Source organism: Streptomyces sp. NPDC057617, from assembly GCF_042800555.1.
GTDB lineage: Bacteria > Actinomycetota > Actinomycetes > Streptomycetales > Streptomycetaceae > Streptomyces.
The window spans coordinates 316,392-338,770 of the sequence record NZ_JBHVGV010000002.1; the positions used below are offsets into that span (position 1 = coordinate 316,392).

The 22,379-nt window shown below is 71.8% G+C and carries 22 protein-coding genes; 12 read left to right on the top strand and 10 right to left on the bottom strand.

Annotated features, from left to right (window positions below):
- Positions 1–25 precede the first annotated feature (25 nt).
- Both ACFU9P_RS06860 and ACFU9P_RS06865 read right to left on the bottom strand, forming a co-directional pair.
- Entirely contained in the window at positions 26–685 is a 660-nt protein-coding gene (locus ACFU9P_RS06860) for a hypothetical protein (RefSeq protein WP_384078095.1), read from the bottom strand.
- Between the two features lie 40 nt (positions 686–725).
- Positions 726–4,676 (bottom strand): CHAT domain-containing protein, encoded by a 3,951-nt coding sequence (locus ACFU9P_RS06865; protein ID WP_384078096.1) that lies wholly within the window; start codon positions 4,674–4,676, stop codon positions 726–728.
- Positions 4,677–4,947: 271 nt separating this feature from the next.
- Here ACFU9P_RS06865 and ACFU9P_RS06870 point away from each other — a divergent pair, with 271 nt between their 5' ends.
- From ACFU9P_RS06870 to ACFU9P_RS06880, 3 genes are all read left to right on the top strand, one after another.
- Positions 4,948–5,403, top strand: a complete 456-nt coding sequence (locus ACFU9P_RS06870) for a hypothetical protein (protein ID WP_384078097.1) — start codon at positions 4,948–4,950, stop codon at positions 5,401–5,403.
- 2 nt (positions 5,404–5,405) lie between these two features.
- Complete coding sequence (locus ACFU9P_RS06875; protein ID WP_384078098.1) at positions 5,406–6,425, top strand: hypothetical protein; 1,020 nt, start codon at positions 5,406–5,408, stop codon at positions 6,423–6,425.
- Positions 6,426–6,502: 77 nt separating this feature from the next.
- Positions 6,503–7,321 carry a hypothetical protein gene (locus ACFU9P_RS06880; protein ID WP_384078099.1) on the top strand — a complete coding sequence of 273 codons (819 nt, stop codon included), beginning with the start codon at positions 6,503–6,505 and terminating at the stop codon, positions 7,319–7,321.
- Positions 7,322–7,346: 25 nt separating this feature from the next.
- On the opposite strand, the gene ACFU9P_RS06885 is transcribed toward ACFU9P_RS06880, so the two are convergent.
- Positions 7,347–8,255 carry a phosphorothioated DNA-binding restriction endonuclease gene (locus ACFU9P_RS06885; RefSeq protein ID WP_384078100.1) on the bottom strand — a complete coding sequence of 303 codons (909 nt, stop codon included), beginning with the start codon at positions 8,253–8,255 and terminating at the stop codon, positions 7,347–7,349.
- Between the two features lie 139 nt (positions 8,256–8,394).
- Here ACFU9P_RS06885 and ACFU9P_RS06890 point away from each other — a divergent pair, with 139 nt between their 5' ends.
- The 4 genes from ACFU9P_RS06890 to ACFU9P_RS06905 are packed head-to-tail and all read left to right on the top strand — an operon-like array spanning position 8,395 to position 11,097.
- Entirely contained in the window at positions 8,395–8,913 is a 519-nt protein-coding gene (locus ACFU9P_RS06890; RefSeq protein ID WP_384078101.1) for a hypothetical protein, read from the top strand.
- Positions 8,910–9,293 (top strand): transcriptional regulator, encoded by a 384-nt coding sequence (locus ACFU9P_RS06895; RefSeq protein WP_384078102.1) that lies wholly within the window; start codon positions 8,910–8,912, stop codon positions 9,291–9,293. The genes ACFU9P_RS06890 and ACFU9P_RS06895 overlap by 4 nt, the downstream gene beginning before the upstream one ends.
- The gene (locus ACFU9P_RS06900) at positions 9,290–10,222 is read left to right on the top strand and encodes an ABC transporter ATP-binding protein (RefSeq protein WP_384078103.1); all 933 of its coding nucleotides are present in this window, start codon (positions 9,290–9,292) and stop codon (positions 10,220–10,222) included. The genes ACFU9P_RS06895 and ACFU9P_RS06900 overlap by 4 nt, the downstream gene beginning before the upstream one ends.
- Positions 10,223–10,233: 11 nt before the next feature.
- Positions 10,234–11,097 (top strand): ABC transporter permease, encoded by an 864-nt coding sequence (locus ACFU9P_RS06905; protein WP_384078104.1) that lies wholly within the window; start codon positions 10,234–10,236, stop codon positions 11,095–11,097.
- A gap of 69 nt (positions 11,098–11,166) precedes the next feature.
- On the opposite strand, the gene msrA is transcribed toward ACFU9P_RS06905, so the two are convergent.
- Together msrA and ACFU9P_RS06915 are read right to left on the bottom strand one after the other, a co-directional pair.
- The gene (msrA, locus tag ACFU9P_RS06910; RefSeq protein WP_384078105.1) at positions 11,167–11,832 is read right to left on the bottom strand and encodes a peptide-methionine (S)-S-oxide reductase MsrA; all 666 of its coding nucleotides are present in this window, start codon (positions 11,830–11,832) and stop codon (positions 11,167–11,169) included.
- Positions 11,833–12,057: 225 nt separating this feature from the next.
- On the bottom strand, positions 12,058–13,161 hold the full coding sequence (locus tag ACFU9P_RS06915) for a hypothetical protein (protein WP_384078106.1): 1,104 nt from the start codon (positions 13,159–13,161) through the stop codon (positions 12,058–12,060).
- A 221-nt stretch (positions 13,162–13,382) separates the two neighbouring features.
- Here ACFU9P_RS06915 and ACFU9P_RS06920 point away from each other — a divergent pair, with 221 nt between their 5' ends.
- Complete coding sequence (locus ACFU9P_RS06920) at positions 13,383–14,582, top strand: cystathionine gamma-synthase (RefSeq protein WP_384078107.1); 1,200 nt, start codon at positions 13,383–13,385, stop codon at positions 14,580–14,582.
- Positions 14,583–14,773: 191 nt separating this feature from the next.
- Here ACFU9P_RS06920 and ACFU9P_RS06925 read toward each other — a convergent pair whose 3' ends face one another.
- The 3 genes from ACFU9P_RS06925 to ACFU9P_RS06935 all read right to left on the bottom strand — a co-directional run bounded on the left by ACFU9P_RS06925 (position 14,774) and on the right by ACFU9P_RS06935 (position 16,355).
- The gene (locus tag ACFU9P_RS06925) at positions 14,774–15,046 is read right to left on the bottom strand and encodes a hypothetical protein (RefSeq protein WP_384078108.1); all 273 of its coding nucleotides are present in this window, start codon (positions 15,044–15,046) and stop codon (positions 14,774–14,776) included.
- A complete protein-coding gene (locus tag ACFU9P_RS06930) occupies positions 15,043–15,594 on the bottom strand; it encodes a sigma factor-like helix-turn-helix DNA-binding protein (protein WP_384078373.1) in 552 nt (183 codons plus the stop codon). Before ACFU9P_RS06930 ends, ACFU9P_RS06925 begins: the two co-directional genes overlap by 4 nt.
- Before the next feature lie 182 nt (positions 15,595–15,776).
- On the bottom strand, positions 15,777–16,355 hold the full coding sequence (locus tag ACFU9P_RS06935; protein WP_384078109.1) for a MarR family winged helix-turn-helix transcriptional regulator: 579 nt from the start codon (positions 16,353–16,355) through the stop codon (positions 15,777–15,779).
- A gap of 156 nt (positions 16,356–16,511) precedes the next feature.
- Between ACFU9P_RS06935 and ilvA the strand changes: the two genes are divergently transcribed.
- The 3 genes from ilvA (at position 16,512) to ACFU9P_RS06950 (ending at position 19,993) form a co-directional block, all read left to right on the top strand.
- Complete coding sequence (gene ilvA, locus ACFU9P_RS06940) at positions 16,512–17,741, top strand: threonine ammonia-lyase (protein ID WP_376378519.1); 1,230 nt, start codon at positions 16,512–16,514, stop codon at positions 17,739–17,741.
- A 345-nt stretch (positions 17,742–18,086) separates the two neighbouring features.
- On the top strand, positions 18,087–19,145 hold the full coding sequence (locus ACFU9P_RS06945; RefSeq protein ID WP_376378516.1) for an ATP-binding cassette domain-containing protein: 1,059 nt from the start codon (positions 18,087–18,089) through the stop codon (positions 19,143–19,145).
- Positions 19,142–19,993 carry an ABC transporter permease gene (locus ACFU9P_RS06950; protein WP_384078110.1) on the top strand — a complete coding sequence of 284 codons (852 nt, stop codon included), beginning with the start codon at positions 19,142–19,144 and terminating at the stop codon, positions 19,991–19,993. Before ACFU9P_RS06945 ends, ACFU9P_RS06950 begins: the two co-directional genes overlap by 4 nt.
- A 237-nt stretch (positions 19,994–20,230) precedes the next feature.
- Here the strand turns inward: ACFU9P_RS06950 and greA are convergent, their stop codons facing one another.
- On the bottom strand, positions 20,231–20,728 hold the full coding sequence (greA, locus tag ACFU9P_RS06955) for a transcription elongation factor GreA (RefSeq protein WP_376378509.1): 498 nt from the start codon (positions 20,726–20,728) through the stop codon (positions 20,231–20,233).
- Positions 20,729–20,977: 249 nt separating this feature from the next.
- The gene (locus ACFU9P_RS06960; protein WP_376378506.1) at positions 20,978–21,376 is read right to left on the bottom strand and encodes a DUF4307 domain-containing protein; all 399 of its coding nucleotides are present in this window, start codon (positions 21,374–21,376) and stop codon (positions 20,978–20,980) included.
- A gap of 121 nt (positions 21,377–21,497) precedes the next feature.
- Here ACFU9P_RS06960 and mca point away from each other — a divergent pair, with 121 nt between their 5' ends.
- Positions 21,498–22,379, top strand: coding sequence for a mycothiol conjugate amidase Mca (gene mca, locus ACFU9P_RS06965; protein ID WP_376378503.1), 882 nt, complete (start codon positions 21,498–21,500; stop codon positions 22,377–22,379).

The following is a 22,379-nucleotide window of genomic DNA, read 5'->3' on the forward strand; positions in this document are numbered from 1 at the left end:
CGGGTGGTGTTCCCGGGGCGAGGATTCAGTCCTCGTCGGGGGTGGTGAGTTCTGATGTGAGTGTTCCGGTCCTGTCCGGAGGGCAGGTCGCGCGCAGGTGGGCGATCGCCTCGTGGACGGATGAGGCGGTGTAGTCGGAGGGGACGGCACCGCGGGAGAGCAGCACGTTGAAGACCCAGTGCACTCCCGCGTCGCTGACGCGCCACAACGCCTTCGCGGCTTCCCGCTTGACCTCCGGCGCGTAGGCGTGTCCGAGGATGTCGGCGAGGCTGGTGAGGTTTCCGAGGTTGTCGCCGGTGAAGGCGTCGCGGAGGCACTGGATGACGACCCCGTCGTCGGGGTGGTGGAGGAAGGCGTCGATCCAACTGAGGCGCAGCCACTGCTCGGGGTGCTCGTTGGCGTCGACGAAAGCGCGGTACTCGGCGATGTCCGGCCAGAGGTAGGGCAGCGGCCGACGGCTCAGGAACTCGTCGACGTCGACCTGCCGTGGAACGCGGACGGGGATCTCCCGGTACAGCTCGCCCGTCCAGCCCGTACCGGAGAGCGTGATCATCCCGTCGCGGTCGGGTCCGGCGGTGTGTTGTGCTGCCGCCGCGTCCGCTGCCGTCGCCTCTGCTGCCGTCGGCTCCGGTGCAGTCGGCTCCGCTTCTGTCGCGGGCTTCCTTCGGAAGCGTTTGAACAGCATGTCGTCTCCGTTCGGTTCGTTGTGTCCACGTGATCCGTCCTCACGCCCCGACGTGGATATGCGCCGCCCACAGGAACGGATTCGCCGATCTGGTGAGGGGACCCGGAAGGTCCCGGCCGTCGCGTACGTCGCGGAGGGCGCTGTGCAGCGCGTACGCACCGCGGCGGGTGTCGAGGCCGCCCTCCGCGGTGCGCAGACGGCGGTAGAAGCCGTCGGCGACGGTGACGCAGAGCCGGTCGTCGACCTCCCAGAGCGTGCCGACGACCTGCGGAAAGCCCGCGATCTGGAAGGCCGAGGCGAGATGCAGGGCCTCGTCGAGGAAGCCCCGGTGGGTGACGGACGCGGTGCGGCAGGCCGACAGATAGGCGAGCTGGGCGCGGTCCAGTACGACGGGGGCGAGGGCGGCGATGGTGAGGGGGTCGCGCTCGTGGTCCTGGAGCAGCAGACGGCTGAGGGACGGGTCCGTACCGTCGCTGTGACCGTGGCAGGCGAAGTGGGCGATGGGGCAGTCCGGGAGCCGCTTCAGCACCTCGGCCTTGACCGGCGCGGCCGGGTCGTCCCCGCCGTCGAGGACCACGAGCCCGGGCAGATGCCCGCGGAGCGCGGCGACCTCCTCGCTCGCGTGGTGCAGACGTCCCCCGCCGGGCAGCCCGGGGGTGACGGGCATCGCGACGCCGAGGGCGCGCGGGATCCCGGACGGGGACGTGTCCGGGGCGGGCGCGTGCCGACGGGCGTGGTGGAGCGCACGGACGCTCGGTGTGTACGAGGACACCACGCGGTCCATGACGGTACGGGGGGCGGTGGTGGACGTGGCGTCGGTGTGGGGTGTGGTGGCGGGCGTGGCGTTCGTGTGGGATGCGGTGCTGACCGTGGACTCGGTGTGGTTGCCGGTGCCGGGCGTGGCATCGGTGTGGGGTGTGGTGCTGGGCTTGGCTTCGGCGTGGGATGCGGTGCTGGCCGTGGCTTCGGTGTGGGGTGCGGTGGCGGGCGTGGCTTCGGGCGTGGCCTCCGTGTGGTGTCCGGCGGCGTGCAGTGGCAGCAGGCTCAGCAGACCGCTCGGTACCCACCACAGCCGGGGCCAGGTGTCCGGCTCGCCGGCCGGCCGGTCCAGGAATCCCAGCTTCTCCAGGACGGGGCCGGCCGCCGCGTCCCACAGCCACTCCAGGACCTCGCGCATATCGCGCTGGGCCGCGCGGCGTTCGGTGCTGTCGCTGCCCGCCACCGCCTTGTCCAGTGCGCCGAGGAAGGTGTCCGTCCTGGCGATCACGGTCTCGAAGCCGAGCGCGGGGAGCGGGACGGCGGACACGCCGTCGCGGGTGAGCAGAAGGGCGTGGCTGCCGTACGTGCTGACGTTGAGCACCACCAGCGGGCCCTGCTCCGCCACGGCCACCAGGTCTTCGAGAGCGGGCGGCAGGCCGAAGGAGGCCAATCCGGGCTGGGCGCGGATCTCGGCGAGGGTGGCGGTGAACTCGGCCGCGAGGGCGGGCCTGTTCAGCGCCGCGCGCGGTTCCGGTGCCGGGGGAGAGGAGTGGCTCGGGGCGGCCCGGGAGCCGTCCCCGCTGGGCAGCGGGGGTACGAGCAGCGCGGGCGCCGGCTGGTCGAGGCGGTCCCGCAGGCCGGTGAAGCGCGTGGCCAGTCCGGGGTGGCGCGCGCGGAGTTCCGACAGGTCGTCCCGGGCGTCGAGTGCCTGGCCGATCAGGACGGTCCGTCCCGTCTCCAGGAGGCGCAGGGCGCGCAGGGCGGAGTCCTGGTCGCGGTCCTGGACGCCGTCTTGGGCGCTGGCTTGGGTGCTGTCCTGGGCGCCGTCTCGGGCGGTGGCGTCGGTGCCGGACCGCCGCGCACCGGCCAGTACGAGTGCCGCGGCGTCGCCGGCCAGCCGACGGGCATCGCCGAGCGCGTGCTGCTGATCGCCGCGTGCGAGTCGGCGCGGAGTGACCTCCGGGAGCAGCAGGACCGCCGCCTCCAGGAGGTCCGCGGCCCGGGCGGGGTCCGTGGGGGCGATGAGTCCGGCCGCGCTGCGTGCGGTGCCGACGCGATGGGAGGCCGGTGAGGATTCCGCTTCCGCCGCCTCGGTGAAGGCGGCGACGGCCGCGTCCAGATCCGCCTCGGCCGCGAAGTGCTCGTACCGGTCCTTCAGCGCGTTGCCGAGGTTGCCGAGGAACCTCGCCCGCTCGGGATGGTGGGCGGGAATCAGCGTGACGCTGTCCCGGCCCACGGTGACGGCCTCGTCCAAGTCCTGTTTCCCGCCGGCGAGTTGGAACCGCAGAGTCAGGGCGTAAGCGAGATTCGAGAGGTAGCGCGGGAGGTCGGTGTCACGCCGTGGGGTGAGGCGGACGGCGCGGCGGCCCGTGTCGATGGCGTCGTCGAGATCGGACGGCACGTCGGTCCGCTGGAAACGCGCCACCAGCGCGGCCGCGAGGTTGGACAGACGCGCCGCCAGTTCGTCCTCGTGGACGGTCGCTTCCACCGCCTCACGGCAGAACCGGATCGCTTCGTCCAGGTCGGCCTCGTCGTGCGTGCGCTCGTAACGGGTCCACAGCAGCATGCCGAGGAGAGCGAGCGGACGTGCCTGGTCCACCGGGTCGCCGGAAGCCGCCGCGAGGCTCGCGCGTGAGAGCGAGATCGCCTCGCCCAGGTCGTCCATGGAGCCGGTGTGCCGGAACCGTACGTACAGCGCCTGGACGAGGAAGTCGTACTGCCGTAGGGCGCCGGGGGATCCCGTGGGGAAGAACGCCAGGGCGTCACGGCCGACCGTGATCGCCTCGTCCAGGTCGGCGATGCCTCCTGCCTGTTCGAAGCGGCTGCGGAGGGCGTGGCCGAGGACGGTGAGATAGCCGCCCCCGACCTCCGGCTGGACCGGCGAGACCTCGTGCCGGGCGGACGCATCCTGCCGCGCCGGCGAGACCTCCTGGTGGCCCGTCGAACGCGTGGCCTCGGCCGCGGCACGCGAGAGCGCGACCGCCTCGTCGAGGAAGGCCGTACCGCCGCTCCGTAGCGATCGCAGGGCCAGGGCGTTCACCACGTGGGACAGGTATCCGGGGCGCTCCGGGTGGTGGAAAGGCGCCGCGGCGAGCGCCTCGCGGCCCAGGAGGAGCGCTTCCTCGATGTCCGCGTCCGCGCCTCCCTGTTCGTACCGGAGTGCGAGTCTGTTCACGAGGTTGACGAGGAGCGGTGCCCGTCCGGTGTGGCCGCCCGATGTCAGCGCGACGGCCTCGCGCCCGAGGGCGACGGATTCGTCCAAGTCCGTGCTTACGCCGTCCCGTTCGTAGCGGAGGTGCAGGGCGTTGCCGAGGTGGGTCAGACAGGCCGGCCGGCTGGCGTCGGCGGCCGGTTCGGCTCTGACGGCCCGTTCGGCGAAGGCGACGGCCTCGTCCAGGACCTCCGGCCGGCCGGTCCGGAGGTAGAGCGAGGCCAGCCGGCTGCCGAGATTGGTCAGGCTTCCCTTGCGCGCGGAGGACCGGGGTGGGGTCAGTGCCAGCGCCGTACGTTCCAGATCGACCGACTCCTCCAGGTCCGCCACGGACCCCGTCCACTGGAATCGCTGGTGCAGCGCCGTGCCGAGGTTCGTCAGCGAAGCCTCGACGTCGTACGGGTCCGTGGGCCGGAGCGTGATGGCCCTGCGGCCCAGCGCGACGGCCTCTTCGAGATCGGCGGCCCGGCCGGTCTGGTCGAAGCGCTCCGCGAGGACGGCGCCGAGGACCGAGAGGTGGCCCGCGTGGGCGGGAGTGAGGGCGACGGCTTCCCGCCCGGCGGCGACAGCTTCGTCCAGATCCGCCAGGGCACCGGTCCGTGCGTTGCGCGTATGAAGAGCGACTTGGAGGTTGTACAGAAGGTTCGCACGGTCCTTATGGCGCCGAGGTGTCCATGCCGCGGCCGTGCGGTAGGCGGCGATCGCTTCGTCCAGGTCCGCGGTGGCACCGGTCCGGCCGAATCTCTCCCACGCGTCGTATGCGCGCCGGATCCACGCCTCGTATCCGCGCGGGGTCCGCACCTCGTGTCCGCGTGGGGTCCGAGCGTCCTGTTCGTACCGGGTCCGCGCTTCCTGTTCGTGCCGGGCCCATGCCTCGTGTCCGTACCGGGTTTGCGCTTCCTGTCCGCGTCCGGCCCGGCGCTCCGGCCGTTCGCGACCGCGACCGCCGGTGAACGGCATCCACCGCATTCGGCACCTCGTCTCCGAACATCCCTGCCACACTGCACAGTTGGGACCACCAGTGTCCCGCAACACTGCCCAGAGGTGTGCCGCATCACTACAGGGAGGACGTGTGAGTGACGGCCTCGACCGTTCAACTGTTCGCAGAGCAAACGCCGTGGCGTATGTCTGCCAGAACCTGGAGCTGCTCCGGGCCCAGTTGTCCGAGGGGCAGTTGGGTCATGACGGACCGCTGGAGCGGCTCCTCGCGGTGATGCGCTCGGGCGGGGATTCCGACGGGGCCCTGGACCATCTGCATCAGGTGCTCCAGGCGGACGGCGACGCCCGCGGGGTGTACGGGTTCCACGACGGGGAGGGCGGCTCGCGCGGCCCGGTCAGCGGTGGTTGGCCCGGTGGCCCGGGGCTGCACCAGGTGACCGGGCTGTCCCGGGGCGCGGCGCCGGGTCCGGCCGACATCGTCTATCTGTGCCCGGCGCGGCGGTGCGCCCGCTCCTGGGCTCCGCACCCCACCGAGCCCCTGCCCCGCTGTGCCATCACCGGCGAACCACTGCGACGGGACTGCCTGTAGCCATGGGCGGCCTGCTCTCCGAACTCGGGAGGAAACTCGCCGAACGCTGGCTGTCCCTCCTCGTCCTGCCGGGCGCCCTCTACCTTGCCGTCCTCGGCACGGCGGCCCTGCTCGGCCACGGCCACGCCGTCGATCCGCACCATCTGACCGGGCGGATCTCCGCCGCGGCGGAAGCCCGTACGGTCCGTACCGCCGGCGGGCAGATCGTGATCCTCGGCGCCGTGCTGGCCGGCTCCGCCGCGGCGGGGCTCGCCGCGCAGGCGCTGGGCTCACTCGTCGAACGTGCGTGCCTGGCCGCCGACTGGCGCTCCTGGCCGCGCCCGTTGCGCGCCGTGGCCCGGTTGCGCGTCAGCAGCCGCCGGCGCCGCTGGACCGCTGCCGCCCGCCAGTACGACCAACTGGTGGCGGAGGCGCGGCTCGCCCGTGGACTGGGCGAGCGCGGCGATCCCGCCGAACGGTGGGCGGCCCACCGCTCCATGACCCGTATCGCTGCGGAACTCCCCGACCGCCCCACCTGGAGCGGCGACCGTATCCACAGCGTGTCCGCCCGCCTGGAGCGGGTCCACCGGCTCGATCTGGCCACGGTGTGGCCGTACTTGTGGCTCACACTGCCCGAGACCGCCCGGACGGAGATCTCCGCGGCACGCCAGTCCCTGTACCGCGGCAGCACGCTCACCGCATGGGCGCTGCTGTATCTGCCGGTTGCCGGATGGTGGTGGCCCGCCGCTCTCATCGGCCTCGTCCTGGCCTTCGCGGGCCGGTCGCGCACCCGTGCCGCCGCCGACAACTACGCCCTGCTGCTGGAGGCCACGGCCCGGCTGTACGGGGGTGAGCTGGCCCTCCGCCTCGGCCTCACCTCCGTACCCCCGGGATCCGCAGCCCTGCCGGGTCCCGCGTCCCCGCCCGACGACGCGGTGGACGGCGCTGTGGCCCCGCCGCCGTCCCTCACTCCGGACGTCGGCGACGCTCTCACGCGCGCGTTGTACGTACCGCCTCCCGCACCGCCGCCCGATCCGGCCTGATCCAAAGGGCAGGCCGCATCGGACCATCACCCCTCACCCCTGACACTCACCCCCGACCGAAGGACGAAGGCTCCCGCATGGTGACGACATGGACACAGCAGTTACTCGACGAGGCGGACGCGCACATGACGTCGCACCGGCACCGATCGGCCCTCGCACGTCTGCTGGTCGTCCTCGACGTCTACCCCGACCTGCCGGAGGCACGGCAACGGGCCAGTTCGTTGATCTACATCGGGGCCCGTACGACGAGTGACGCCGCCCCCGGGGAACAGCTCGGTCCCAGGCAGTTGTTCGACACCCGTCTGAACGCGGTGTTCTGCGCCTGCGAAGCGCCGGAATGCGGCGTGTCGTGGGTGAGCGCCCACCATCTGCTGGACGGCCACGGCGACGCGATGATCACCAACCCGATGGGCGGGTACTGCGAGGCGTGCGGTGTCACCCTGTGCAAGCGGCATGCGCGACCGGCCGGCTACAGCCTCGGCTGTCCGCGCTGCGCCCGGCAACTGGACCCCGCCCCCGCACCGAACGGACGCCGTCGGTCCGCTCAGACCGAGCGCCTCAACAAGCGGCTGGTCCATGTGATCGTGCTGGTCGAAGGGCGGAAGCCGCCGTCCGCGGAGTTCATGACCGGGCTCTGCGACAGCGTGACGCCCGACGTGTTCGACGACAGCCCCCGGATCACCGGCAACTGCGCCCGGAAATTCAAGGGGGACGAGGGCCGGACCGAGGCCGTGTTCCACGCGGGAGCGCTGGAGCCCGCGTACCTCACGGACGGCTACGACCTGCGGATCTACCCCGGCAGACAGGCCGGCCGGCGCGGACAGCGATGGGTGATCGCCAAGGTCTTCGAGAACCGCCCCAAGCACATCGACCCCGAGAACCCGCCGACCACCTGACCGGCATCCCGCCCCGCGCCCCCGCTCAAACCCGCTCCGGCACCCGGGCCTCGCCGCGGAACACCTGCTCCGTATGCCAGCGCACATGCTCGGGCGCGACGTGTGTGCTGCCGTTCTGCGGCCCGAGGAGCGGGCGCCCCGTGAGGTCCAGGACCTGGCTCCTCGCGGCGTCGCCGCGTCCCACGAACTCCCGCGACACGGTGATCCGCCGCCCCGAGTCCAGCCCGAGCACCCCTCGGTCGAACAGCTTGTGGTGCAGCGAGCACAGGCACAGCGCGTTGGAGAGGTCGTCCGGCCCCTGGAACGCCCACCACTGCACATGGGCCGCCTCCAGCCCGACCGGCACGCGCCCGATCGAACCGTCGAAGCCGCAGAACGCGCACCGGTACTCGTACGCCACCAGCACCTGCCCACGCAGCTCCGCCGCCCGGCGCCGCGCCTCCGCCGCGGCCGGTGCGGGCCCGCGCCGGGCTCCGTCGGCCAGATCCAGGTCGAGGCCGACAGCGGCGGCGATGTCCGGGTGCAGCGACGGCGGGAAGTGCAGGTCCAGCAGCAGATGCGCCAGCCGCCCGAGCAGCGCCGGGTCCGCGCCGAGCGCGGCCCGCAACTCCGGTACGAGCCGCCCCTCCGCCCCACGCGCCCGCAACACCCGCACCCCCGTCCCCGGACTGCCCGCCCCGTCGTCGGTGCGTACCTCCCAGACCCCGTCGCTGACGAGATGGTGGAACGGGTACGCGGGCGAAGTCCGGCGCGGCGGACCGTAATCCCGCAACAGCTCCGCCAAGTCCCCCTCGACATCCGAATACCGCAGCCCCTGCCCGGGCTCACGCTGGAACCACCCCAGCGCATACAGCATCAACAGCGGCTTGTGCGGCGCCCGTTCACCCGCATTCACCCACTGCCGCAGCCTCCCCACCTGCTCAACCCAGTCCATGCCGACCGACCCTAACCCCCGCCCTGCGCCGTGCGGCCACGGCCTTCAGCCCCGCTGCGGATCGCCGACTTGCCTGTGGGGAAAGTCAAAGGTAACTTTCCTTGTAGGAAAGTAAAGCGGGGACGGGAGGGCACGAGACGTGAGCTCGTCGGTGGATGCCGAACAGGCATGGAGAGATCTGCAGCGCATCCGGGTGCCGCAGGAGCGGGTGTATGACGAGGTCGAGCGGTCCGCTGCGGGCGGGGCGGGTGCTACTTGGGGTACGGCTGTGCTCATGTGGCTCTTTCTGGCCGGGCTGGGGCTGGACCTGCCCGGGTGGGGCGTGGGGCTGGCCGTTGCCGCGTACGTCGGGCTGCTGAGCGTGCTGGGCGTGCTCCACAACCGTCGGAGCCGGGTGCGGCTGCACCACACCAGGTGCACCCCGCGGATGTTCGGCACCTTCGTCGCGGGGGCGGTGGTGACCGGCGGGACGACCCTGCTGTCCGGCCGTCTGGTCGATTCGCTGGAGCCGATGCCCGCCAGTCTGATCCAGGCCACGGTGTCGGCGACGGTCTTCGTACTGTTCGTCGGGCCGACGAGCCGCTGGGCGGCCGGGTCGGCGAGGGCCCGTGGCACACAGGCCGACGGCGCGGGCGCAGGCGCGGGGGCGGACCGATGAGCATCCCCGCCGGCTTCGACGAGCTGATCCACCCCGCCACCCGGCTGTCGGTGGTCGCGCTGCTCGCCGCCACCGAATGGGCGGACTTCGCGTTCGTCCGCGACAGCCTCTCGCTCAGCGACTCCGCGCTCTCCAAACAGTTGCACACCCTGGAGGAGGCCGGATATCTGGAGCTCCACAAGGACGGCGGCGGCCGCAAGCGGCGCACCAGGGTACGGCTGACGGACCGCGGCCGTACCGCCTTCGAGGGGCACGTCGCGGCGCTCCGGGCGATCGTCGAGGGCGCCGGTCCCGCAGGACCCCAGGCGGCGGCCGAAACACCATCAGGGGCGGCCGAAACACCACCAGGACAGCGACACCACTCGGGGGCAGGACGATGACGCCGCGCCACACACACGCCCAGCCCGTCGTCCACGCGCGCGACGTGACGATGACGTACGGCGCCATCGACGTCCTGCACGGTGTCGACCTGGACATCCACCGCGGCGAGGTCTTCGCGTTGCTCGGACCCAACGGCGCCGGAAAGACCACCACCGTCGAAATCCTGGAGGGCTTCCGGCGGCGTTCCGCCGGTGAGGTGAGCGTCCTCGGTACGGACCCGGAGCGCGGCGACGACGCGTGGCGCGGCCGGATCGGACTGGTCCTGCAGTCCTGGCGCGACCACCGCCGCTGGCGGGTCGCCGAACTGCTGACGCACTTCGCCACGTACTACCCCGATCCGCGCGACCCGGCCGAACTGCTGGCCCTGGTCGGCCTCGCCCACCAGGCCGGCCGACAGGTCGACCGGCTGTCAGGCGGCCAGCGCCGGCGGCTGGACGTCGCGCTCGGCATCGTCGGCCGCCCCGAACTCCTCTTCCTGGACGAGCCGACCACCGGCTTCGACCCGGAGGCGCGGCACGAGTTCCATGTCCTGGTCGAACGGCTGGCCCGCGACGAGGGCGTCACCGTCCTGCTCACCACCCACGACCTGGTGGAGGCCGAGCGGCTCGCCGACCGGATCGCCATGCTGGTCGGCGGCCGGATCCGGGCCTGCGGCACGCCCGCGGAACTGGCCCGGCGGGCCGCCGCCCAGGCCGAGGTCCGCTGGACGGCCGACGACGGGACGGCCCGCCGCGTACGCACCGAGGACCCCTCACAGCTCGTCTGGGAACTCCACCGGCACGCGGACGCCCCGATCGCCGGCCTGGAGGTCCGCCGCCCGACGCTGGAGGACACATACCTGCACATGGTCCACCAGGAGGCCGACGGCCAAGGGGCCGACGGCACGGATACGGATGGCGACACGGACGAGGAGGCACAGGCCGCATGAGGAACTCGCCCATGAGGACACCCACGCCGAACGCCTGGCGTGCCGGGCTCCAGCGCGGCGGAATCGAGCTGCGGCACCTCCTGCGCAACGGCAAGGAGATGTCCAGCCACCTGACCAACGTGGTCGTCGCGCTCCTCGTCGCCGCCTACGTCAGCGACGACGTGCCCGGCACCCGGACCCCGATGGCCCATCTGGTGCTGGCCGGCTTTGCCGCCTACCTGCTGTTCCAGACCGGACTGATCAACCTCCCGCAGACGCTCGTGGCCGAGCGCGAGGAGGGCGCCCTGCTGCGGCTGCGCGCCACGCCCGGCGGGATACCGGCCTATCTCGTCGCCAAGTGCGTGCTGGTGGTCGTCGTGGCGGTCGGCACCCTGGCCCTGCTCCTGGCGGCCGCGGCGCTGCTGGTGGACGGGCCACTGCCGCACGGTCCTGGCGACTGGCTGACGCTGCTGTGGGTCACCACGCTCGGACTGCTCGCCGTCGTACCGCTGGGCGCGGCCATCGGGGCGGTACTGCCCAACCCCCGCGAGGCGCTGGCGTTGGTCATGCTGCCGACGATGGGGCTCCTGGTCACCTCCGGAACGGTGTTCCCGATCACCTCGCTGCCCGTGCCGGTCCAGCAGGTGGCCGCGGTCTTCCCGCTCAAGTGGATGGCGCAGGGCCTGCGTTCGGCGCTGCTCCCCGACACGGCGCGGACCGCCGAGGCGGCCGGCTCCTGGGAACTGCCCATGGTCGCCCTGGTCCTGACCGCCTGGGCAGTCCTCGGGTTCCTCCTCGCGGTGCCGCTCCTGCGCCGCGCCGCCCGCCGCGAGTCCGGCTCCCGCCTGTCCGCGCGGCACCGCAAGGCGGAACAGACCGGCGCGCTGCCCGCGTAGGCGGCCGCACGACCGTTGGGCGACGGCCCGGCCCGGGCCCCATCCGGGCCCCCGGGTGGGGCCGACCCCTCAGCTTTCGGCCTTGGCCACGCCTATGGGGCAGGAGACGCCGGTACCGCCCAGGCCGCAGTAGCCGCCCGGATTCTTGTCCAGGTACTGCTGGTGGTAGGCCTCCGCCGGGTAGAAGGGGCGGTCTTCCGACGGGAGGATTTCCGTGGTGATTGCGCCGTAGCCGGAGGTGGCGAGGACCTTCTGGTAGGCGTCGCGGGACGCGGTGGCGGTCTCGGACTGGGCGGGGGAGTGGGTGTAGATGGCGGAGCGGTACTGGGTGCCCACGTCGTTGCCCTGGCGGAAGCCCTGGGTGGGGTTGTGGGACTCCCAGAAGAGCTTGACCAGCTCGGCGTACGAGATGACCTTGGGGTCGTAGACGACGCGGACCGCTTCGGTGTGGCCCGTCAGGCCGGAGCAGACCTCTTCGTACGTCGGGTTCGGAGTCGTGCCGCCCTGGTAGCCGACCAGCGTCGTCCAGACGCCGTCCTGCTGCCAGAAGGTGCGCTCGGCGCCCCAGAAACAGCCCAGGCCGAAGTCGGCGATCTCCAGGCCCTCCGGGTACGGGCCGAGCAGCGGGTTGCCGAGGACCGTGTGGCGGGAAGGCACCGGGAAGTCGCGCTCGGGGCGGCCGGGCAGGGTCTGTTCAGGGGTGGGCAGCTCAGGGGTGCGGCGGGTGATGAACATTTCAGGTCTCCTCGGCTTCCTCGGCTGTGGGGTCCTGCCGAAATAACGTACCGGGCGCCTTGGACATTCCGTGGGGCCTGTGGATGGGCATGGAGGGCTGTGGAAAAACCTGTGGACGGGGCTGGGGTGGCCTGTGGAAAACCACCCCCGGCCGCCTGCCCCGGCCCCCGGCGTGCGACGGCCCCCACCCGCCGCGTCCGCCTCAGCACAAGCCAGCACACCCCCTCACTGCCGCAGCGTCGCCGGGCTCCCGCCGTTCGCCTCGTACCCCGCCACCGCCAGCGCCCGGTACACCGCGTACACCGCCGCCGGGTCCCCCTCCAGCGTCCACGGCAGCGCGCCCACGTGCCCGTCCACCCGTACGAGCTGGTGCATCGCCTCCGCCCAGCGCTCCTGCCGTACGAGGAAGAGGATCAGCATGTGCCGTACGTGCGCGAGCAGCGGGTCGTCCGGCCGCGCCGCGTGCACCGCGAACAGCGCGCCCTCCACCGCCTTGGTCACCACCGCGCTCTGGTAGAAGCCCTGCACGAGATTGACCTCGGGCAGGTGCTCGTACACCGCGAACAGCGGCAGCGCCGCCAGCAGCGAGCCCCGCGGGGCGCGCGCCGCGGCCGTCGTCGCGAAGTGGTCGGCCTCCTCGCGCGAACCGTGCCACTTCTCGCACCAGTAGTGCAGCGCCGCGAGATGCGCGCCCATGTGCTCCGGTGCGCGGTCGATCACCTTCGCCCACACCTGGTCGAACTGCTCATGTGCATAACCGAGTCCGCGCGCCACGGCCAGCTCGGTGAGGTACGGAACCGGGTCGCCCGGCGCCAGCAGCGCCGCCTCGCCGCAGACCGTACGGGCCTCCTCCAGGATGATCCGGAAGTCGTCGGTCCCCGCCGACGAGGAACGCCAGGCCTGCTGCACCAGGAACTCCGCGTGCACCGCCGCGCCGCCCGCGTCCTTCGGCGACTCCGCGCGCCACGCCCGCAGCCATGCGCCGCCCACGCCGGGCCGCTGCTGGAGCTCCAGCGAGGCCGCCCCGGCGAACGCCTGGACGCGCTGCCAGCGCACCTCGCCCTCCTTGGGCGTGCCAGCGAGCAACTGCGCGGCGGCCCGCCAGTCCTGGGTCCCCTGTACGACATCGAGTACGTCGAGGAGATCCTGGTCGGGGCCCGGCAGCCGGATGTCCAGCTCCTCCTGGAGCAGGAAGCCGTACGCGGCCGGGTCGGCGGCGTCGGGCGAACCGGGCGCGACCTGGCGGATACCGCCGCGGCGGCGCAGCACATACGGGCCGAGGGCGCCGGCCAGCAGGCCCATCGCGATCAGGAACCAGAGAATCTCCATGGCCCCATTGTCCCGGACGCCACGCCCCACGTATCCGGCGGTGCGGCGCGGTGTACGGCCGGTGAGCGCCCGGCGCGTGCCGGGCGCGTGCCCGGCGGTGCGGCGCGGTCTCCGACCGACCTCCGCACGGTCTCGTACCGGTCTCGGGCCGGTCTCCGCGCGGCGGGCCGCCGTGCTCCATTGTGCGGGCGGGTGCTCGTACGGCGTTACGCTCGGGCCTCATGAGCCACGAGCACCCCACCCAGCGCCCGGCCGACGGGCAGCATCCCGGCGAGCCGCACGAGCCGCAGCACTTCGAGACGCTCGCCATCCACGCGGGCAACACCGCGGACCCCCTGACCGGCGCGGTCGTCCCGCCGATCTACCAGGTGTCCACCTACAAGCAGGACGGAGTGGGCGGACTGCGCGGCGGTTACGAGTACAGCCGCAGCGCCAACCCCACCCGTACCGCCCTGGAGGAGAACCTCGCGGCCCTGGAGGGCGGCCGGCGCGGGCTCGCCTTCGCGTCGGGCCTGGCCGCCGAGGACTGCCTGCTCCGTACGCTGCTGTCGCCCGGCGACCATGTCGTGATCCCGGATGACGCGTACGGCGGCACCTTCCGGCTGTTCGCCAAGGTCGTCTCCCGCTGGGGCGTGGACTTCTCGGTCGCCCACACCTCCGACCCCGCGGCGGTACGGGCCGCGCTCACCCCCCGCACGAAGGCGATCTGGGTCGAGACCCCCTCGAACCCGCTGCTCAACATCACCGACATCGCGGCCCTCGCCGGGATCGCGCGCTCGGCCGGCGCGCGGCTGGTCGTCGACAACACCTTCGCCAGCCCCTATCTCCAGCAGCCGCTCGCGCTGGGCGCGGATGTCGTCGTCCACTCGACCACGAAGTACATGGGCGGGCACTCGGACGTGGTCGGCGGCGCGCTGATCGTCGACGACGCGGAACTCGCGGACGAACTCGCCTACCACCAGAACGCGATGGGGGCCGTCGCGGGCCCCTTCGACGCGTGGCTGGTGCTGCGCGGCATCAAGACGCTCGCGGTACGGATGGACCGGCACAGCCGGAACGCCACGCGGATCGCGGAGATGCTCAGCACGCACCCCCGGGTCTCGAAGGTCCTCTACCCGGGCCTGCCGGACCACCCCGGTCATGAGGTCGCCGCGAAGCAGATGAAGGCGTTCGGCGGGATGGTCTCCTTCCAGGTCGCGGACGGCGAGGAGGCGGCGGTGGCGGTCTGCGACCGCGCGAAGCTGTTCACGCTGGGCGAGTCCCTGGGCGGGGTCGAGTCGCTGATCGAGCACCCGGGCCGGATGACCCACGCCTCTGCGGCGGGCTCGGCGCTGGAGGTGCCGTCGGACCTCGTCAGGCTGTCGGTCGGTATCGAGTCGGTCGACGACCTGCTCGCAGACCTCCACCAGGCGCTGGCCTAGGACGCGTTGGCGGACGGGGTCGGTCCGGCCGCGTCCGGCTGCCGGACCCTCCGGATCCGGTCCCTCCGGATGCCGGTCCGCCCGGATGCCGGTCCGTCCGCAAGCGTTGTCCTCAAGCGCCTGACGGGCTGGGTGTGTTGTCCTCAAGCGCCGGACCGGCTGGGGGAGTTCAGCCGGTCACCGGTCACCGGTCACCAGTCCTCCAGCGGCGGGGTGGTCTCCGACGGCGGTACGGTCCAGGGGTGGGCGGCGGACGCCCAGACCGCGAACACGATCAGCCCGACCAACAGCAGTGCCCAGCACACCCGTTGGACCGCCCGGCGGCGGTACAGCAGCCGGGCGCCGAGGGCGGCGGCGCGCGGTACGAGATCGCCGGGGACGGCGGGCCGCCCCGTGTCCAGCATCCGGCGTACCTCGGTGGCCTTGCGGTCGCGGTGGTCCCGGTCGCCGCCGCCCCCGCTCATGTCCGGGCCTCGCCCACCCGCGCCTCGCCCACCCGGCTGTCGCCGATACGGGGTGCCGGGCGCGGAGGCGTATTCCTGTCCCCGTTCCCGTTCCTGACCCCGTTCCCGCGCATCGTTCTGATCGCGCGGGCGCAGAGTGTGTGGACGCGCTCCACCGGCAGCCCGATCAGGGCCGCGGTCTGCTCCTCGGCGACCCCTTCGTACAGCCGCAGCACCAGCACCACCCGCTCCTGCCGGCCCAGCCCGGCCAGCACCCCCGCCGGAGCACGCCGACGCCGCCGGGGGTGCCAGGCGGTGCTGGCGTACCGCAGGGCGAGTTCCTGGCGGGTGTGGTCGTACGGGTCGTCGTCGCGCAGCCGGTGCCAGTCCGCGTACGTACGGGCCAGCGCGGCGATCAGCAGGCGCTCCGCGCGCGGCGCGGCCTCCGGGGGCTCGCCCGTGAGCAGCGCCGCCGCATGCAGCAGCCGGCCGGCCGCACCCGCGGCGAACGCCTCGAACTCACGCTCACGGGCGCGGCGGCGATCCGTGGCAGTCCGCCGCTCTCGCACGTTCACCATTGACGCGAGTCGGCGGGCCCAGGTCAAGAGGGCCTTTTCGCTTACGACCTGATTCGAACAGGGGCTTTCCGGGCAGAGCCCCGCCCCCGTTCACACCGGACGTACCCGGCCGCGCGCCCCGGGCTGCCCCGCCTGCGCGTACCGCCCTGCCCGTACCGCCCTACGGCGTACGGCTACGCGTCCGTACCGCTCTCGCCCGTACCGCCCTCGATCTGCGGCTGCCCCGCCGCCCGCGCCGACAGCGCGCCGTTGAAGCGGGTGAGCAGTGTGGTGAAGGAGGTGCGCTCCTCAGCCGTCCAGCCGCCCGTCACCTGCGCCATCAGTTCGCGCCGCGACGAGCGGACCTCGTCCAGCCGGGCCAGCCCGCGCGCCGAGAGCTGGAGCACCACGGCACGTCCGTCCTCCGGGTGCGAAGTCCGTTTGACCAGGCCGGTGTCGACGAGCGGAGCCACCTGGCGGGTGACGGTCGAGGAGTCGATGCCCATACCGGCGGCCAGCGCCTTGACGCCCATCGGGCCTTCCTGGTCGAGCCGGTTGAGCAGCAGATACGCGGCGCGGTCCATCGAGTTGCGGACCTGGCCGACACCGCCGAGCCGGGTCTGCTCGGCCCGCCGGGCGAAGACGGCCACCTGGTGCTGGAGTGCATCGAGGAGGACGGCTTCACCCGAGGGTTCTGAGCCGGCCCCCAAGGGTTCGGAGGCCGTCTCCCGGGAGGCCGACGCAGCGGAAGTCATGTCCTGAATGGGGGGCATGGCTGGGGGCTCTCTTGTGCGGGGGTCGGTTGGTGGGGGACAGAGTACGCGGGGATGACCCCGCCCGTACCGGCCCTGCGTAAACCCATGGGCAGGGATTCACACTCAGCCCTCACGGGGCCGCCGGGCGGCCGGTGAGCTGCGAGACTGGCAGACATGAGCTTCGGTACGTCCCGCCCCGTGCGTCCCCTCATCCTCGATGACATCCGAGGGGCGCAGAAGATGCTCTCCGGCGTGGCGAGGATGACCGCGATGGAGGGCAGCAGATATCTGACCGGCCTGGTCGGCGCCCCCGTCCTGCTCAAGTGCGAGAACCTCCAGCGGACCGGTTCGTTCAAGCTGCGCGGCGCGTACGTACGGATCGCGGGCCTGACCCCGGAGGAGCGCGCGGCGGGCGTCGTCGCCGCCAGCGCGGGCAATCACGCGCAGGGCGTCGCGCTCGCCTCCACCCTGCTCGGGGTCCGCTCGACGGTGTTCATGCCGGTCGGGGCGCCCCTGCCCAAGGTCGCGGCCACCCGCGACTACGGCGCCGAGGTACGGCTGCACGGCCAGGTCGTGGACGAGACCCTGGCCGCCGCCGAGGAGTACGCCCGCGACACCGGCGCGGTCTTCATCCACCCCTTCGACCACCCGGACATCATCGCGGGTCAGGGCACGGTCGGGCTGGAGATCCTGGAGCAGTGCCCGGAGGTACGGACGGTCGTCGTCGGGGTCGGCGGCGGCGGTCTGGCCGCGGGTATCGCCCTCGCGGTGAAGGCCGTACGCCCGGAGGTCCGGGTGATCGGCGTGCAGGCGGAGGGCGCCGCCGCGTATCCGCCCTCGCTGCGCGCGGGCCGGCCGGTGGCGGTCGAGGCCCCGCAGACCATGGCGGACGGCATCAAGGTGGGCCGCCCCGGCGACGTACCGTTCCAGCTCCTCCAGGAACTGATCGACGAGGTGCGTACGGTCAGCGAGGACGAGCTGTCCAGCGCGCTGCTGCTCTGCCTGGAGCGTGCCAAGCTGGTGGTGGAGCCCGCGGGCGCGAGTCCGGTGGCCGCGCTGCTGAGCGATCCGGGCGCGTTCCGCGGTCCTGTGGTCGCGGTGCTGTCGGGCGGCAATGTGGATCCGGTGCTGATGCAGCGCATCCTCCGGCACGGCATGGCGGCGGCCGGACGCTATCTGAGCCTGCGGGTCCGGGTGACGGACCGGCCGGGCGCGCTGGCGACGATGCTCACCGTGTTGTCAGTGGCGGATGCCAATGTTCTCGATGTGAGCCATGTACGGACCGATCCCCGTCTGGGGCTGACGGAGGCGGATGTGGAACTGCATCTGGAGACGAAGGGGCCGGGGCACTGCGCGGAGGTCGAGGCGGCACTGCGGAAGGCGGGGTACACGGTCCTCACCTGAGGCACCCGCTCCCCGCCGAGGCATGCCCGCCGGCCGCCCGGCCGCGTGACCGTACGCCGGCCGCGTCACCGTACGCCCGTCGGCTGCCTCGCCGTACGTCCACCGCCGTACGCCTTTTGCCGTATGCCCGCCGGTCGCTTTATCGCGCGCCGGCCGCCGCGGCCTGCGCATGGTCAGCCCGGCTTGCGCGCGGCCGGTCGGTAAATCGTGTGCTTGTTGAGCGCTCGTACGGTTTTCTTTACTTCGGGCTTACAATCACCCCTTGTTCGGTCGCGATGTATCGCGTTACCGTGCTGCGTCAGCAAGCACGTAGCAAGCACCGTCAGCACCCACTGGAGACACTTCATGCCAGGCGCCATCTACGCCGAAGGCCTGGTCAAGACCTTCGGCGATGTAAGGGCTCTGGACGGCGTCGATCTCGATGTTCCGGAAGGCACGGTCCTGGGGCTCCTCGGCCCCAACGGCGCCGGCAAGACGACCGCCGTACGCGTCCTGACCACCCTCCTCCGGCCCGACAGCGGCAAGGCCGTCGTCGCCGGGATCGATGTCCTCAAGCACCCGAACGAAGTCCGCCGCTCGATCGGCCTCTCCGGCCAGTTCGCCGCGGTCGACGAGTATCTGACCGGCCGCGAGAACCTGCGGATGGTCGGCAGGCTCTACCAGATGAACGCCCGCGAGGCGAAGGCCCGCGCGGACGAGCTGCTGGAGCGCTTCAACCTCTCCGAGGCGGCGGACCGTACGGCCAAGACGTACTCCGGGGGCATGCGCCGCCGGCTCGACCTCGCCGCCGCGCTCGTCGTCTCCCCGCCCGTGATGTTCATGGACGAGCCGACGACCGGCCTCGACCCCCGCAACCGGCAGCAGCTCTGGAGCATCATCCAGGAGCTGGTGGCCGGGGGTACGACACTCCTCCTGACCACGCAGTATCTGGAGGAGGCCGACCATCTCGCCCATGACATCTGTGTCGTGGACCACGGCCGGGTCATCGCCCGCGGCACCTCCGACCAGCTCAAGGCCCGTACGGGCGGCGAGCGCGTCGAGGTCGTCGTGCACGAGCGCGAGCAGATCGACCCGGCGCGCGCCGTCCTCGCGGCCTTCGCGAAGTCCGGTGAATCCGGTGCGTCCGGCGAATCAGGGGCCGGCGCGGTGACCGTCGAGGAGCACACCCGCAAGCTCACCGTCCCGGTCACCGGCGGCGCCAAGCTGCTCGCCGAGGTCATCAGGGAACTGGACACCCGAGGGGTCGAGATCGACGACATCGGTCTGCGCCGCCCCACCCTCGACGATGTCTTCATCTCCCTGACCGGCCACGCCGCCGAGGACAGCGCGGCCGAGTCGGACGACCCCGGCAAGAGCAAGAGCGCGGCCAAGTCCGCCAAGTCCACGAAGGAGGCCCGGAAGTGACCGCCACCACTCAGGCACCGGCGACCGTCGCCCCCCGGCCGCGCGGCGGAGTCGTCCAGTCGGTCACCGACTCACTGGTCGTCGCCCGCCGGAATCTGATCCGTATGACCCGGATCCCCGAGGTCGTCCTCTTCGGCCTCATCCAGCCGATCATGTTCGTCGTGATGTTCAGCTATGTCTTCGGCGGCTCGCTCCAGGTGGGCGGCACGGTCAGCCCCGACGTCTACCGCAACTTCCTGATGGCCGGGATCTTCGCGCAGACCGTCACCTTCGCCACCGCGGGCGCGGGCGCCGGGATCGCCGACGACATGCACAAGGGCCTGATCGACCGGTTCCGCTCGCTGCCGATGGCACGCGGGGCGGTCCTCACCGGCCGTACTCTCGCCGACCTGGTGCAGACCGCGCTCACCGTCGTGGTGCTGTCGATCGTCGCCGTACTCGTCGGCTGGCGCATCCACGAGGGCGTCCTCAAGGCGCTCGGCGCGTTCGCGCTGCTGCTTCTGCTCGGGTACGCGTTCTCCTGGATCGGCGCGCTGATCGGCCTGTCCGTCCGTACCCCGGAGGCCGCCACCTCGGGCGGACTGATCTGGCTGTTCCCCGTGACGTTCATCTCGAACGCCTTCGTGGACACCAGCGGGATGACGGCCTGGCTGCGGCACATCGCCGACTGGAATCCGTTCAGCGCCACGGTGCAGGCGTGCCGGGTGCTCTTCGGGAACCCGGGGGTCTCGGAGTCCAGCGCCTGGCCCATGGAGCACCCGGTGCTGGCCTCGGTGATCTGGTCGGTCCTGATCATCGTGGTGTTCCGGACGCTGGCGGTACGGAAATACCGCTCGGCCACGGCGTAACGTCCGTAACCCTCGTACACGTGCAAAACAGCCCCCGGCTCCCAGGGCGTGTCCGCGAAGTATCGCCGTCCGCCCGCAGGGCGGGGCCCGCGGCGTCCGGTGCGTGCAATCGCAAGGCGGAGGGTCGTCCTCGTACTGGACGTACTTGGACGACTCCGACAACGCAGCGAGTGCGCGTGCCGGGCGTCGCGGGCCAGGCGAGACTTCGCGGACACGCCCGGCCGGGGGCTGTCGCGTTCAGCCTCCGTACGGCTTGGCGTCGAGGATCTTGACCGACGCCGTCTTGCCGTTGGGCAGTTCGTACTCCGCGTTGTCGCCGACCTTCTTGCCGTTCACACCGCTGCCGAGCGGGGACTGCGGCGAGTAGGTCTCGATCTCCGAGCTGGCGTACTCGCGCGAGGCCAGCAGAAAGTCCAGCGTGTCGTCAGGATCGCCGTCGAAGGCGATCGTCACGACCATGCCGGGCTCGACGACACCGTCGTCCGCCGGCGCCTCGCCGACCTTCGCGTTCTGCAGGAGCTGGGTGAGCTGGCGCACGCGAAGCTCCTGCTTGCCCTGCTCCTCCTTGGCCGCGTGGTACCCGCCGTTCTCCCGGAGGTCGCCCTCCTCACGGGCCGCCGCGATCTTCGTCGCGATCTCGGTACGGGCGGGACCAGACAGGTACTCCAGCTCGGCCTTGAGCTGGTTGTACGCCTCCTGGGTGAGCCAGGTGACGTTCTCGCTGGTCTGGGTCACAGGTGCTCCTCGTAGGTACCGGGAATACAAAGCAACGCCCTACCCAGAAGAATGTTGTCTTCTCGGGCGGGCGAAACCACGAGCCTAACAATTTCGTGGCCAGGAGGGGAGGACGAAAGCCATCAGATTCACATCAACGCAGGTCAGCGCAGCTCAGCCGGGGGCCGGCGAGGCGCCGTCCGGCGGGTCTCAGCCGGTCTCGGCGAGTCTCAGCCGGGTCCCGGGCGACCGCGGGCCATGTGACGCGGCTCAGTCGGAGGTGCAGTCCAGCAGTTCCGCGCTGGTGGCGACCGCCGTTGTACGTACGGTCACGACCTGGTCGATCCGGGTCTCGCCCGGGCCGAAGCGGACGTCCTTGCGGCCCACCTCCGCGCCGTTCTCCGCGAGGGAGCGGAGCGTACAGCTGCCGGTGGCGTCCCGGTCCTTGCGGACCTCCAGATGGACCTCGACCGACGTGGCGGAAACCACCTTGAACTTGATGAGCTCCCCGGAGACACTGCGATCGACCACATAGTGATAGCCGAACCAGCCGATCAGGGCGATCAGTGCGACGCCGAGCACGGCGCCGACGGTCCGCAGCCGGTGGTCCGCCCGCTCGTCCGCGGAGCGGCCGTAACGGCCGACAGGACGCTCGCGCACCTCGGCCATGATCGTTCCTCTCTGCGATCTGTGATCTGCGACGGGCGGCGACGGGCGGCCGGAATTTCCGCCCCCCGGTATCCGTCACTATAGAAGCCGCCCGAAGCGACGAATCACTGAGGACCGAGCCTTGACAGAGCAGCTACGGCTGATGGCCGTTCACGCCCACCCCGACGACGAGTCGAGCAAGGGCGCGGCCACGATGGCCAAGTACGTGTCCGAGGGGGTGGACGTGCTGGTCGTGACCTGCACCGGGGGCGAGCGCGGCTCCATCCTCAACCCCAAGCTCCAGGGGGACGCCTATATCGAGGAGCACATTCACGAGGTCCGTAAAAAAGAGATGGACGAGGCGCGCGGGATCCTCGGCGTCGAGCAGGAGTGGCTCGGCTATGTGGACTCCGGGCTGCCCGAGGGCGACCCGCTGCCGCCGCTGCCCGAGGGCTGCTTCGCGCTGGAGGACACCGACGAGGCGGCCGGCCGGCTGGTCCGGCTGATCCGCTCGTTCCGGCCGCAGGTCATCACGACGTACGACGAGAACGGCGGCTACCCGCACCCCGACCACATCATGACCCACAAGATCTCGATGGTGGCGTTCGAGGCGGCGGCGGACAAGGAGAAGTACCCGGAGGACGAGTTCGGTCCGGCCTGGCAGCCGCAGAAGCTCTACTACAACCAGGGCTTCAACCGGCCGCGTACGGTCGCGCTGCACGAGGCGCTGCTGGCGCGGGGTCTTGAGTCCCCGTACGGCGAGTGGCTGGAGCGGTGGAAGGAGTTCGCCCGCGCGGAGCGCACCCTGACCACGCACATTCCGTGCGCGGACTTCTTCGAGATCCGGGACAAGGCGCTGATCGCGCACGCCACCCAGATCGACCCGGACGGCGGCTGGTTCCGGGTGCCGATGGACATCCAGCGGGAGGTCTGGCCGACCGAGGAGTACGAGCTGGCGAAGTCCCTGGTCGATACCTCCCTCCCCGAGAGCGACCTCTTCGCGGGCATCCGCGACAATGCCTGA

Bases quoted from the DNA above. Each gene is read 5' to 3' on its own strand.
- ACFU9P_RS06860 (WP_384078095.1), bottom strand. From the start codon at position 685: ATGCTGTTCAAACGCTTCCGAAGGAAGCCCGCGACAGAAGCGGAGCCG.
- ACFU9P_RS06875 (WP_384078098.1), top strand. From the start codon at position 5,406: ATGGGCGGCCTGCTCTCCGAACTCGGGAGGAAACTCGCCGAACGCTGG.
- ACFU9P_RS06880 (WP_384078099.1), top strand. From the start codon at position 6,503: ATGGTGACGACATGGACACAGCAGTTACTCGACGAGGCGGACGCGCAC.
- ACFU9P_RS06885 (WP_384078100.1), bottom strand. From the start codon at position 8,255: ATGGACTGGGTTGAGCAGGTGGGGAGGCTGCGGCAGTGGGTGAATGCG.
- ACFU9P_RS06895 (WP_384078102.1), top strand. From the start codon at position 8,910: ATGAGCATCCCCGCCGGCTTCGACGAGCTGATCCACCCCGCCACCCGG.
- ACFU9P_RS06900 (WP_384078103.1), top strand. From the start codon at position 9,290: ATGACGCCGCGCCACACACACGCCCAGCCCGTCGTCCACGCGCGCGAC.
- ACFU9P_RS06905 (WP_384078104.1), top strand. From the start codon at position 10,234: ATGAGGACACCCACGCCGAACGCCTGGCGTGCCGGGCTCCAGCGCGGC.
- msrA (WP_384078105.1), bottom strand. From the start codon at position 11,832: ATGTTCATCACCCGCCGCACCCCTGAGCTGCCCACCCCTGAACAGACC.
- ACFU9P_RS06915 (WP_384078106.1), bottom strand. From the start codon at position 13,161: ATGGAGATTCTCTGGTTCCTGATCGCGATGGGCCTGCTGGCCGGCGCC.
- ACFU9P_RS06920 (WP_384078107.1), top strand. From the start codon at position 13,383: ATGAGCCACGAGCACCCCACCCAGCGCCCGGCCGACGGGCAGCATCCC.
- ACFU9P_RS06925 (WP_384078108.1), bottom strand. From the start codon at position 15,046: ATGAGCGGGGGCGGCGGCGACCGGGACCACCGCGACCGCAAGGCCACC.
- ACFU9P_RS06935 (WP_384078109.1), bottom strand. From the start codon at position 16,355: ATGCCCCCCATTCAGGACATGACTTCCGCTGCGTCGGCCTCCCGGGAG.
- ilvA (WP_376378519.1), top strand. From the start codon at position 16,512: ATGAGCTTCGGTACGTCCCGCCCCGTGCGTCCCCTCATCCTCGATGAC.
- ACFU9P_RS06945 (WP_376378516.1), top strand. From the start codon at position 18,087: ATGCCAGGCGCCATCTACGCCGAAGGCCTGGTCAAGACCTTCGGCGAT.
- ACFU9P_RS06960 (WP_376378506.1), bottom strand. From the start codon at position 21,376: ATGGCCGAGGTGCGCGAGCGTCCTGTCGGCCGTTACGGCCGCTCCGCG.